Below are 13,167 nucleotides of genomic sequence, written 5' to 3'. Positions count from 1 at the left end.
TTTCAGTAAAAAACTTAATGATTACTAGCCCTTTAGATTTTTATAAAAAACTTAAAAGCAAGTTTCCGTTTACTCCAACCACCGTTCAAGATAGTTTATTGCACAAATTATCTGCTTATATTTTCGATATAGATAAAAATACTATTTTTTTATTAAAAGGCTTTGCTGGTACTGGTAAAACTACCACTATGAGCACCTTGGTAAATAATCTGGGAGAGGTAAACATGAAATCAGTTTTATTGGCACCTACAGGCAGGGCCGCAAAGGTTATTTCTAATTATTCAAACAAAAAGGCATTTACAATCCATAAAAAAATTTACCATCCACGTAAGTCCAGTAATGGGGGAGTGGCTTTTACTTTACAACAAAACAAACATACAAACACTTTGTTTATTGTAGATGAAGCTTCAATGATTCCAGACAATACTGGTAATGTAAAATTTTCCGACCAAGCTTCTTTATTGGATGATCTTTTGTCTTATGTATATTCCGGTAAAAACTGTAAACTTATTTTTGTTGGCGATACCGCCCAATTACCACCTGTAAAGTTGGAATTGAGCCCTGCCCTGAAAGCGGAAACGTTAGCGGTAAATTATCATAAAAAAGTAATTGAAATTGAGCTTGATGAAGTAATGCGGCAACATCAAGATTCAGGCATTTTAGAAAATGCAACAAAAATTCGCGAATTATTATCCAATGGTATTTACGATAATTTTACTTTCAATCTGAACTTTCCCGACGTTATCCGCTTAACCGACGGATATGATATACAAGACGCCATTACCCGGGCATACGATAGCTGTGGAGTGGAAGATACTGCTTTTATCGTGCGTTCTAATAAGCGTGCCAATTTATACAACCAGCAAATTAGAAGTATTATCCGCGGACAGGAAAATGAAATTACCACGGGCGATTATGTAATGGTTGTAAAAAATAACTATTTTTGGTTGGAAGATAATTCCGATGCTAGGTTTATAGCAAATGGCGATATTTGTGAAATACTAAGAATTTCTGATTATAAGGATTTATATGGATTTAGATTTGCAGAAGTTACTATTAGGATGATAGATTATCCCGATCAACAGCCTTTTGATACGGTAATTTTATTGGATACCTTAACGAGCGAAAGTCCTTCGTTAACCCATGAAGAGTCTAACAGATTGTATCAAGAGGTAGGCAAAGATTACGAAGAGGAACTCTCGGGCTATAAAAAATTATTGGCCATAAAAAAGAACATTTATTTCAATGCCTTGCAAATTAAGTTTTCGTATGCTATGACGTGTCATAAATCGCAAGGAGGACAATGGAAAACGGTTTTTATAGAACAGCCCTATTTGGCGGAAGGACCAAGTTTGGCATATTTTAGATGGTTGTACACAGCCGTTACCCGAGCTCAGGAAAAATTACATCTAATAGGATTTAAAGATGAGTATTTTGAAAAATAAACTTTATATAAAACTTATTAAAGTGTTAATTATTACCACTTTAATAACTTCATGTGGAACAACTCACCAACTAAAAAACAATTTTAAAAAGCACAATGAATCTTCCAATTTTTTTAAAGGATTTGTGTTGTACAACCCCGCTACTCAAAAACAGATTGTAAACCATAATGGAGCAAAGTTTTTTACACCTGCTTCAAATACAAAAATCTATACATTTTATGCCGCCTATCGTACATTTAAAGATTCTGTTAAGAGTTTAGCATACTATAAGTCGCAAGATTCTTTGGTAATAAAAGGAACTGCTGATCCATCCCTTTTATATGCCTTTGAAAGCAATAAAGTATTAAATTTTCTAAAAAATTCAAAAGATAGTCTCTATATGATAGATGCAACTATTGAAGGACCTGCCTTTGGTGCAGGCTGGGCTTGGGGAGATTATCCGTATTATTACCAGCCCGAAAGAAGTCTTTTTCCTATTTATGGAAATATGCTAACCTATAAATGGGATTTGGGGGAAATTAAAAGTTATCCAACATTGTTAAAAAACAAGATTAAACCATTGGATTCGACTAGGATGCGAAGGGATTTACGGGAAAACAATTTTTATATTGCAAAAAACAGTCAACGCACTTACGAAGTGCCGTTTATAACCTCAAACCAGTTGACGGCGGATTTGTTAAGTGATACTATTGGTAAGAAAATAAAGCTAGTTCCGCTAAAACCGAATCATCATTTTAATTATATTTATAGTCAGCGTTACGATAGCCTTTACAAGCAAATGTTGACCATTAGCGATAATTTTATTGCCGAACAGTTGATGCTGCAAGTGGGTAAAGAAGTGTCTGGAAAATACAGTTCGGACGAAGGTATAAAATATGCCATTGAAAACTATTTACAGGACTTGCCTCATGAAGTGAGATGGGCAGATGGCTCTGGTCTATCAAGGTACAATCAGTTTACCCCAGAAAATACGGTAAAATTACTGGAAAAAATGTACAGGGAAATTCCAAGGGAAAAATTATTGGATTATTTCCCCGTAGGAGGCAAATCGGGAACCATAAAAAATTGGTATGCAAATAACGGAACACCTTTCGTTTGGGCCAAGACTGGAACTTTAAATGGCGTTCACTGTTTAAGTGGTTATCTAATCACCAAAAAAGGAACGTTTTTGATTTTTAGTTATATGAACAATCATTATTCTGGCTCTTCAAGTAAAGTTAAGAAAGAAATGGAAGTGGCATTGATGAAGATTTATAACAGTTATTAAATGAAAAAACTCCTAGGCAGTTTTATTCTTTTCCTTTTTGGTTACAAATCGGTTTATCACCCAAATTTTAGGGTGGATAAATGTGTAATGCTCGGGGCACCACATACTTCCAATTGGGATATGCTATTTGGTTTGGCCATTTATTGGAAAGCGAACATTAAAGCTAAATTTTTTATCAAAAATTTTTATACCAGAGGTTTGCACGGCTATTTTTTTAGATGGTTAGGTGGTATTGGTGTAGATAGAAGTAAACACAACAATATGGTGGATTACGCTGTAAACCTGTTTAATAATTCCGATAAATTAGCTTTGGGCGTTCCTGCGGAAGGTACTAGAAAAAGAGTAGATAGATGGAAAACAGGATTTTATCATATTGCCATAAAAACAAATGTGCCTGTTTGTTTGTGCTTTGTAGATTTTAAAAAGAAAATTGCTGGAGTAGGAGAGGTATTGTATTTATCTGGCGATTTTGAAAAAGACATGACCATTATTCAAGACTTTTATAAAGATATTACTGGAAAACATCCTGAAAATTATAATAAAAAGATATTTTAAAATGAAAAAAGGTACGAGGTTAGAGGTACAAAATACGAGGATTTTTTTAATTCAACTCTCTGAATTTCAGACAAAAAAGCAGGAAATTAACCCCCGTTTCTCTCTGTGAACCTCTGCGATTGCTCTGTGTGTCTCTGTGGTACAACTTTTCTCACTCTTGTTCATTGATTAAACAATTAAACAATTAAACGATTCAACGAATCCACAATTTTCTCAGGTTTTTCCTTATAATCGAACCATAAAATATCTTCATCTTTCCGATACCAAGTCAACTGCCTTTTGGCAAATCGGCGGGTATTTTTTTTGATTTCTTCAATTGCGAAATCTAATGTATACTCTTCTTCAAAATACTTAAATAATTCTTTATAACCTACTGTTTGTAAAGCATTTAATTCTTTGTGTTTAAATAATTTTTTCGCTTCTTTAAGCAAACCATTTTCTATCATTATATCAACACGTTTATTGATTCTATTATAAACAATTTTCCTGTCCGTAGTCAATCCTATTTTTATGGGTATAAAGTTTCTTTTTACCTTGTTTTTGGTCTGGAACGATGAAAAAGGTTTACCTGTACCGATACAAATTTCCAATGCCCTAATAACACGTTGATGATTTTCTAAGTCAATATTTTGGTAGGTTTCAGCATCTAAATCCTTTAATTGTTTTTGTAATGCAGAAATTCCCTTATCTTTAAATTGTAGCTTTAAATCTTTCCGTATCTGTGGGTCAACCTTTGGGAAATTATCCAAACCATATAAAACGGCATCGGTATATAAACCACTTCCACCAACCATTACAACTACTTTATGCTGTTTAAATAATTCGCCCAACTTTAAGGTGGCATCTTTTTCAAAATGACCTACACTATACGAATCGTGAATGGAAATATGTTGAATACAATGATGTTTTACCGCCTTTAGTTCGTCTTGATCGGGTACAGCTGTGCCGATATTCATTTCTTTATAAAACTGTCTGGAATCCGAAGAGATTATTTCCGTGTTAAAATGATTGGCAACAGCGATGCTCAATTCGGTTTTACCAATAGCTGTGGGGCCAACAATGGTTATTAAATAATTAGTCATCAGGTAATTTATGTCCGCATTTTCTACAAAAATCCGCATCACTACGGTGAATTTCGGCACCACAAGACACACAAGCCCTACCATCATGATGGTCAATTTTTTTACTGGCGGTATATTCGGCCGATACAATTCCCGTAGGGACAGCTATAATTCCATAACCAATTATCATAATAATAGTGGCTATAAATTGGCCCAAGGGTGTTTGTGGTGAAATATCGCCATAGCCAACTGTGGTCAATGTAACAATTGTCCAGTAAATACTATGTGGAATGCTGTTAAAACCGTGTTCAGCACCTTCCACCAAATACATTACGGTACCTAAAATAACCGAAATAATCATTACGGAAAAAACAAAAACAAATATTTTGGCTCTGCTGGCTCTTATAGCTTTTATCAGATTATTTGATTCGCCCAAAAAGCGAACCAATTTCAAAATCCTAAATACCCTCAGCAGTCGTAATGCTCTAAAGGCCGCAAAATATTGTGATCCAGAGACAAAAAACGATAGGTACTTAGGGATTGTAGATAGTAAATCAATAATACCGTAAAAACTTAAAATATATTTCTTTGGTCGTTTAACACAGATTATCCTTAAAATATATTCAATGGAAAAAAGTATGGTCACTACCCATTCCGATATGTTAAAAAATGCATGATACTCTACGTCATATTCCTTTATGCTTTCCAGCATTACGATTATGATGCTGTAAAGAATTACAATTAGCAATACTACGTCAAACAATCTACCAGCAGGCGTATGCGTACCGTAGATTATTTCGTGCAGTGTTGCACGCCAATGTCTGTGATGTTTTTCGTTCGGATCTTCCAAAACCTTTATTTATTTTTTTCTAAAGTTATCAAAGAATTTTGAGTTTTGATAATTTGTGCGTAGAATTCTTTTAAATAAGGATATTCTTCAGGAACAAAATAATATCTATCCACTGAAAATTTATAAATCATTTTAATTTCATCACCTTTTTGTTCAATTCCGAAAATGTACCGACCACCCTCGTTTGGTAGTTTAAAAGCAACATTCTCTGGTAAAGATTTCACTTTATAATTATCAGGCACTTTTAAGGTTAAGGTATAGGTAAAAGAGCGAGCGTATCCAAAGTCTACTGGGTAAGACCTTTCTTTTAATTGAAAAGGATTTTTACCTGTCTTAGACAAAATAAAAGGATTTATCAATAGCAATTTCTCATTCATATTACTTTCAATAGTAATATCAAACTCTTCTTTTAGGTTTTTATCAGTTTCTTCAAGATTAGAATTTTTATAAGAATTTACGATAATATTATCGTCATTTTCAATTTTATCTAAATAATTTTCTTCGGCAACCTCTTTAATTTCCCTTCTTTTATTTAATGCTCTATAACCAGAGTATAAATTTTTAATAATTCCATGAAAATTCCCGTTTTCATCTATTTCTAAATCCATTGACATTAGTACCCTGTTGTTTTTATCGGGTATTATATCTGTCCAATAACTTCCTTTTTTAAAATTCATTACCCTTCCGTAGGTGTTTAATGTGTTGAACGGTAATTTTCCAAATGGCATTAATCTATCTGTTGCATCTAATAAATAACTTTTATCATTTATATTTAGTTTTGCAATGGCATAGTTAAAATCCGTCATAACGGGATACAATTTTGTGGGCAAACCATTATCTCTTGTTGACAACATAACAATTTCAGCATCAAAACCAACTGCGGATAAAGCATTAATCAATGCAATATTGATTTCAGTTGAATTTCCAATTTTATTCGAAAAAGCCTCTTTTACGTCTACTTCGCGAAATAATCTCGTTTTTCCATTCCATGTAAAATGATTTTTTATAAATGCATAGATTTTTTTTGCTTTTTTTAGGTCGTTAATTCCCGTCAAAAGGTCTTCAGGAAGTTGTTTTTCTAGATAATCTACTTTTCTGAGTTGTCTGCCTATGTTTTTATCCGTTTTAAATTCCCTATCAACATCTTTCCATGTTTTGGTAAACTTAGTGTTAACACCGTCAAACCCCCTATATTCAGATAGCTCAAATTTTATAGCAGAAAGATAATTTTTTTTGGCGGTCATATAATCTTCTTCAATAAAGGCAGGAATATTTTCCATGGCATAAAAAAGTTCTTCACAATCTGCCTCGCCTCTTATGCCTGATATGGAAAAACACCTTTTCTTGACTTTAGATTCGTTTTGAGATAATTTTTGAAAACCATCTAACCTTCTATTGTAAATATAGTTACCCGGAATTAAAGCATAAAACATACTTTCTACTTTTGGTATCTCGGCTTGGAATTCCCATCCAGTAAAATTGAACTTAAAAGGTGATTCTAAGGTATATTCGTACTCAATTATACTGTTTTCTTTTAAATTGGGCATTGTAAACTTAACTTCAGACCAATTATCATTTATTTTATCAGTATAAATATTATCTTTTGAAAGGTACGTTTTTTGTATACCATTGTGGGTAATTGCCCTAATGTTTTTGACTTTTTCACTAGAGTTCTTGTTGTTATAGATAGGTATTTCAACAGTTGCAATATCAAAAGCTTCTTTATTGAAAATCTTAATTTTAGCATAGTACTTCGTGCTAATAATTATTGAAGTATGAGTCTCTTTAAAAGTAGTCTCGCCTTTTTCATATAGATAAACAGCGTTGGCGGTTGAATCTCTTTCATAAACATTAAGATCGAAATCTTGCTGTGATATTTTGCCAAAAGTATAAGTATCTTTTGTTTGTGATAAGCCTTTGAACCCAATCAACAATATCAGTATTACAGACGTAATATGTTTCATTCAGGTAATAATAAATTCACTATATTTTTTACTCTATTTCTACGCAAATAACTTTTTATAATATGCTGTACATCTCTGTTATTTTCCATGGATGTTATTAACGATTTTAATACTTCAATATTATTTATTTGATAATTCAAATTATAAAAGCCTATACCTTTAAATTCTCCGTTTTCAATTAATATGGCACTATGTTCGTCATATTCTCTACCTTTATCAACAATAACCATGTTTTTATTTTCAAAGCTATGTTTATCAATTACTTGTTTAACACGCCTATTGTAATCTTCGGGTAATTCTTCTAATATGCATGCACCGTTACAGTTTTTTATGGTGTAATTGAAGCAATTTGACTTGGTTTCGTAAAGTCCCGTTAATTTTTGACAAAGGCTGAATTCTTCGGTAATTTTGAACAAATGGCTTTTGGCACTTTGCCTATTCGCGAATGTGGTTATTGGGTTTTTGCGGCCATCAACCTTATCAATTTTCAAATTGATATATCCTTTTTTATCTTTAAATCTGTATAAAGCATGGGTAAAAATAGTTCTACGTAAAGCTCTGTTAAATATTGGTTTATTTCGTTTTATCTCTTCACTTTCTTTAAGTAACGCTACAAGTTCACTACCTGTAATTTCATAAGTAACGCTAACTACTTGAGCTTGTATTTTTTTTGATTTATGACTGCTATTTGTAAAATGCTGATTGACCCGTTTTTTTATGTTTTTACTTTTACCTATATAAATAATTTCACCATCTGAGCGGTGCATGTAATAAACTCCTGTTTTTGTGGGCAAACTTTCTACAATATCTATCAGTTTTGGGTCAAGCTGTAATTTAGGCTCGTTTCTAACGGTACTTTTGATTATCTCTTTTTCAAGATCTTTATCCAACAATAATTGAAATAGTTTTGTGGTGGCAATAGCATCACCATTGGCCCTATGCCTGTCCGTTACCGGGATACCGAGCGTTCTGCACAATTTCCCTAATTTGTAAGAATTTAAATCTGGAATCAGTTTTTTACTTAGCTCAACGGTGCATAACGATTCACGTTCATATTCATAACCTAGACGTTTAAATTCTGTGCGTAATATTCTGTAATCAAATTTGGAGTTATGGGCAACGATAATGCATTCGTTGGTAATTTCTATAATCCGTTTAGCCACCTCATAAAATTTAGGAGCATTGCGGAGCATTTGGTTGTTGATACCCGTTAAATTGACCACAAAAGGTTGAATACTACGTTCGGGATTTACCAAACTGATAAAACTATCAACGATCTGATGGCCGTCAAATTTGTGGATGGCGATTTCGGTAATACCTTCTTCATTGTACTTACCGCCAGTAGTTTCTATGTCAACAACAGCGTACAACTATTTTTTATCTACTACTAATCTTTTGTCTCTATTGGCTATTTCCCAAACAGTATAAAATACCAATTGAGCCCTTTTTTGAAGTAAGTCGTACCTTATTTTGTCTGGAGTGTCAGAATGTTTGTGATAATCTTCATGAACTCCGTTAAAGTAAAATATAATGGGAATATTGTTCTTGGCAAAGTTATAGTGATCTGACCTGTAATAGAATCTATTAGGGTCGTTTTCATCATTAAAGGTATAGTCCAATTCTAAATTGGTGTATTTTTTATTGGTAGCTTCTGAAAGTTCATGAAGTTCAGTACTTAATTTATCCGCACCTATCAAATATACAAATTCTGGATTTTCGGCATGTTTTTTGTCAACTCTCCCCACCATATCTATATTTAAATTTGCAACTGTATTTTCTAAAGGAAAAATAGGATTCTCCGTATAGTATTTTGAACCGTACAAACCGATTTCCTCACCCGTAACATGTAAAAACACAATGGAACGTTTTGGGCCGTTACCTTCTTTTACAGCCTGTTGAAAGGCCTCTGCAATTTCCAATATTGCAGAGTTGCCCGAAGCATCATCATCGGCACCGTTATAAATTTTTCCACCTTTAATGCCAACATGGTCGTAATGTGCGGAAAGTACAATGTACTCATCGGGTTTTTCTGAGCCTTTTATAAAAGCAACCACATTTTCAGAATCATTTTTAGCACTACCACGAAAATAATCTTTAGGAATTGTCTGTAAATAATTACCATCCGAATTTGCAGCGGCAATGTTTAAACCTTTATAATAATCTGAAATATATTTTGCAGCTTTTTTTTGTCCTTCTTCTCCCGTAAACCTGCCTTCATATTCGTCGGATGCTAAAGTATATAGTACTTTCTTTAAATCTTCTTGTGTGATGGTTTCGGCATATTCCTTCGCATAATCTTTGATTAAATTTAGCTCTGAAGGTTCTTTAACCTTATTTTTAACAGGATCAATACTGGTACTTCTTGTTTTTGTGGGAGGGTTTGTGTTTTGGTCTGAACTGGATTGTGAACTGCCACAGGAGAGCAATAGTGAGAAAATAATTGTAATAAGGCTAATTTTCATATTTTAAATGATATTTTATTTTTGAAAAAAACGATAATTAATTGGTGTGATATTTCACGCAAAGTTCGCAAAGGTTTTACGCAAAGATCACAAAGAAATTGTTCTATAAATTATTTACTATTCTATGAATATTGGTTTTTAATAATTTGTTATTGAAATTCATCAGCAGTCCTAATTTTAAGTTTGACAATTTTAAATAGGTCAATGTTTGTGCAAAATGAACTGGAGCCAAGGTTTCTACGGATTTAATTTCTATTAAAACTTTATCGTTTATAATCAAATCCACTCTATAGCCTACATTCTATTTTACCTTTTTGTAAACAAAAGGCATTGGTACTTGTTGTTTTACGTTATAGCCCATTTCGATTAAATCGTAAGCCAAAGCACTTTCATAAGCCGATTCCAATAAACCGGGACCTAATGTCTTATGCAGCTCTATCGCCGCACCAATTACGTTATATGAGATATCGTTTTCTGTAATTTGCATTTTTCTCTTTCTCCGCGGCCTTTGCGTTTTGTTTCTTTGCGTACTTTGCGTGAAACCTTTTTATTTGGGCTAACAAGATTTTAGCGTTCAAATGTAACTAATTACTCGGGATTAATAATAAATTGCTTAGATTTTGCGTCAAAAGTAACCAAATTTGATGAAAATAAATTGGCGACACTTCCATTGGCAATTAAATTTTCGGTCGGTCCTGAAATTATACCTTCATCGTTCATCAACCATAATTGATTCGCCAATTGTAATGCTAACTGAATTTCATGAGAAGAAATTAAAATTGTCTTCTCGTGTTTAAGGCTCAAGGTTTTCAACAATTTAAAGATTTCCACTTTATTTTGAATATCTAAATGTACTGTGGGTTCATCTAAGATTATGATTTCGGTATTTTGTGCCAATGCCCTGGCTATCATTACTTTCTGTAATTGACCATCGCTTAGTTCATTGTATTTTTTATAAACAATACCTCTAATATTAGTTTGTTCTATAGCAAAATCAACATAGGTTTTATCGTTATCTGTTAAATTACCTATCCAATTAGTATAAGGCTGTCTGCCTAATGCGATAATTTCGTAAACATTCAGATTGCTATCTGGAATTTTTTCGGTCAACACCAAGCTCATTTTTTTTGCCAAGTCAATATTAGAAATGGTTTCCAACGATTTATTGTCAATCAAGATATTTCCACCTAAACCAGATTGAACTTTGGTCAAGGTTCTTAATAAGGTTGATTTTCCAATGCCATTCTTACCCAATAAACAAACAAATTGACCTTTTGACAAGGTGATATTGATATTATCAGCTACACAAAACGTTTGTTTTTTGTGCTGATAACCTATTTTTAGATTATTAGTTTTTAAGACGATATTTGAACTTTTATCAATCAATAGTTATTTCTTTTTCTAATAAGCAACCAAATAACAACCGGTGCACCAAATAACGAGGTTACTGCGTTAATGGGTAAAGTGTATTCGCTTAGCGGTAATTGAGCGATGGTATCGCTAAAAAGCATAACAATGGCTCCGATAATTGCAACCGCTGGTATGAGTATTTTGTGATCAGATGTCTTTATAAGCAATTTAGTTAAATGAGGAACCGCCAAACCTATAAAAGCGATAGGGCCAGAAAATGCTGTAATAACCCCAGTTAATAACCCAGTAGCTATCATCGTTAAATTACGTGCTTTTTTAAGGTTTACACCTAAACTTACAGCATAATTTTCACCCAATAATAAACTGTTTAAAGGTTTTATGATAACTATTACAATACCTAAACTAAGTACGGTAATTATTAAGAGTATGACTATTTCACTCCAAGTAAGATTACCCAAGCTGCCAAATGTCCAAAACACATATTGTTGCAAACTTTCTGCACTACTAAAATAAGCTAAAATGCTGATAATAGCAGCCGTAAAACTACCAAACATTAATCCGATTATAAGTATAGACATGGTATTTTTGATGTTTTTGGCGATTAACATTACAACTGCCAACACTAAAAATGCACCCAAACTCGCTGCTAGGGCAATACCTAAATTTGATATTGACAAAATCGCTGAAGCACCTGCAAAAGCAGAAGTTCCTAAAATCAATAAAGCTACGCCTAAACTTGCCCCAGAGCTAATACCCAATACAAAAGGTCCCGCTAAGGGATTTCTAAACAAAGTTTGCATTAATAACCCGCTTATTGAAAGCCCTATGCCCACTAAAATGGCTGTGATGGCTTTAGGTAAACGAAAATTCAGGATAATACCTTGCCAAGTTTCCTTAATAGAATCACTACCAAAAAGTATTTTTACGATATCTTCTAATGGAATATCAACTGAACCTAAACTGATATTGATGAGAAATGCAACAAGTAATATTCCGAAAAATAGTAGAAATTTTAACGAATATGTTGCTTGATTTTTCACTTATTGAAGCAGTTCTAAGTAAAATGGTGTATAATCTTCAAGTAATTCAGGGTGCGTAATTTTTATGATGTCCTTTAATACAATATGTGGTTGAACAGGAGCTAATTCGTAATACAAAGCTCCTCCGGTTTCACCTTTTTTTAATGTAAATGAAAAAACATTTTTCTTTTGAAATGCCTCGAACTTTGTATAATGCTCGTTGGCATTTTCTAACTGCTCTAAACTATTGTAATGCCCCGGGGCAATCCAAAATTCAGCATTCTGGCCTTTGTCATAAACAGATTCAAAGCTTAATGAAAGACTTCCTTTCCCTTCGCTATCTGCCCAAAGATAATCGGTATTGGCATCTTTTAGAAATTGAGCGACAAAACTATCTCCTGCCGGTAAATTCCAAATATCTTTGAACAATACGCCTGATAAAACAGTCGGTTTACGAGTAGCCTTTTTTGCTATTGCTATCGCTTCAATATATTCTTGTTCAATACCCTTAAAAATACTATCAGCCTCCTTTTCTTTATCAAAAAACACAGCGAAAAATTTAATCCATTCCGCTCTCCCCAAAGGCGTTTCTTCTAGCCAATCACCATTCAAAACTACAGGAATACCTGCTTTTTCAATAGTGTTGAACATTTTATTGTTGTTGCTCATTGAAAACCCGATCAACAATTCAGGCGAAACATCTAACAAAATTTCTGTGTTTATACTTTCTTCATTCCCTAATTCGGTGATTAGACCTTTATCGATTCTAGCTCTGGTTTTTGCTGATGAAATATATTTTAAATTCGGAAATCCTACCAATGTATTTTCTACTTCTAATAATTCCAACATAGGTATATGTGTGGTTGAAGTTACCACTAGTTTATCTACTGGGGTTCTTATTATTTTGTGATTTTTTAAGCTGTCTGGAATTTCATTACCTTTTGGAACAATTATATATGCAAATGCCTCTTCTGCATCAGGATAAGGGGATTTGATTATTAATTTTTTGTAATTATCAAATATCTGTATATCAAATCCTTTTGAATATTTAATTAAAGTATTTGTATTATTATTTACTGGTGATGTTTTTTCTTGTTTACAAGCATTAAGAAACAATAATAAACTAAGAATTAATAGTGATTTTGAAAATTTCATTGATAATTTTTGAGATGA

The 13,167-nt window shown here is 33.0% G+C and carries 11 protein-coding genes and 1 pseudogene; 3 read left to right on the top strand and 9 right to left on the bottom strand.

Annotated elements, in window-relative coordinates; all coding sequences use genetic code 11:
* Positions 1-17 precede the first annotated feature (17 nt).
* From UMM65_RS03175 to UMM65_RS03165, 3 genes are read left to right on the top strand one after another with little or no spacing between them, the layout of a single operon-like run.
* The gene (locus UMM65_RS03175; RefSeq protein WP_321975022.1) at positions 18-1,445 is read left to right on the top strand and encodes an ATP-dependent DNA helicase; all 1,428 of its coding nucleotides are present in this window, start codon (positions 18-20) and stop codon (positions 1,443-1,445) included.
* Entirely contained in the window at positions 1,435-2,712 is a 1,278-nt protein-coding gene (locus UMM65_RS03170) for a D-alanyl-D-alanine carboxypeptidase/D-alanyl-D-alanine-endopeptidase (RefSeq protein ID WP_321975021.1), read from the top strand. Before UMM65_RS03175 ends, UMM65_RS03170 begins: the two co-directional genes overlap by 11 nt.
* Entirely contained in the window at positions 2,713-3,267 is a 555-nt protein-coding gene (locus UMM65_RS03165; protein ID WP_321975020.1) for a 1-acyl-sn-glycerol-3-phosphate acyltransferase, read from the top strand.
* A 176-nt stretch (positions 3,268-3,443) separates the two neighbouring features.
* Here the strand turns inward: UMM65_RS03165 and miaA are convergent, their stop codons facing one another.
* The 9 genes and pseudogenes from miaA to UMM65_RS03120 form a co-directional block, all read right to left on the bottom strand.
* Positions 3,444-4,349: a tRNA (adenosine(37)-N6)-dimethylallyltransferase MiaA gene (gene miaA / locus UMM65_RS03160; RefSeq protein ID WP_321975019.1), complete on the bottom strand. Its 906-nt coding sequence runs from the start codon at positions 4,347-4,349 to the stop codon at positions 3,444-3,446.
* Positions 4,342-5,178 (bottom strand): ion transporter, encoded by an 837-nt coding sequence (locus UMM65_RS03155; RefSeq protein WP_321975018.1) that lies wholly within the window; start codon positions 5,176-5,178, stop codon positions 4,342-4,344. Before UMM65_RS03155 ends, miaA begins: the two co-directional genes overlap by 8 nt.
* Positions 5,179-5,183: 5 nt before the next feature.
* Positions 5,184-7,142 (bottom strand): transglutaminase domain-containing protein, encoded by a 1,959-nt coding sequence (locus tag UMM65_RS03150; RefSeq protein ID WP_321975017.1) that lies wholly within the window; start codon positions 7,140-7,142, stop codon positions 5,184-5,186.
* Positions 7,139-8,512 (bottom strand): exonuclease domain-containing protein, encoded by a 1,374-nt coding sequence (locus UMM65_RS03145; RefSeq protein ID WP_321975016.1) that lies wholly within the window; start codon positions 8,510-8,512, stop codon positions 7,139-7,141. The genes UMM65_RS03150 and UMM65_RS03145 overlap by 4 nt, the downstream gene beginning before the upstream one ends.
* Entirely contained in the window at positions 8,513-9,604 is a 1,092-nt protein-coding gene (locus UMM65_RS03140) for a M28 family metallopeptidase (RefSeq protein ID WP_321975015.1), read from the bottom strand.
* 103 nt (positions 9,605-9,707) lie between these two features.
* Positions 9,708-10,091 (bottom strand): annotated as a pseudogene (locus UMM65_RS03135) (GxxExxY protein).
* Between the two features lie 101 nt (positions 10,092-10,192).
* Positions 10,193-10,990 (bottom strand): ABC transporter ATP-binding protein, encoded by a 798-nt coding sequence (locus UMM65_RS03130; RefSeq protein WP_321975014.1) that lies wholly within the window; start codon positions 10,988-10,990, stop codon positions 10,193-10,195.
* On the bottom strand, positions 10,987-12,015 hold the full coding sequence (locus tag UMM65_RS03125) for a FecCD family ABC transporter permease (RefSeq protein WP_321975013.1): 1,029 nt from the start codon (positions 12,013-12,015) through the stop codon (positions 10,987-10,989). The genes UMM65_RS03130 and UMM65_RS03125 overlap by 4 nt, the downstream gene beginning before the upstream one ends.
* Entirely contained in the window at positions 12,016-13,149 is a 1,134-nt protein-coding gene (locus tag UMM65_RS03120) for an ABC transporter substrate-binding protein (protein WP_321975012.1), read from the bottom strand.
* Positions 13,150-13,167 lie beyond the last annotated feature (18 nt).

It is taken from the genome of Aureibaculum koreense (assembly GCF_034296135.1).
Lineage (GTDB): Bacteria > Bacteroidota > Bacteroidia > Flavobacteriales > Flavobacteriaceae > Aureibaculum.
Note: the sequence above shows the minus strand (reverse complement) of the source record. Positions and strands in the feature narration are given on the sequence as shown.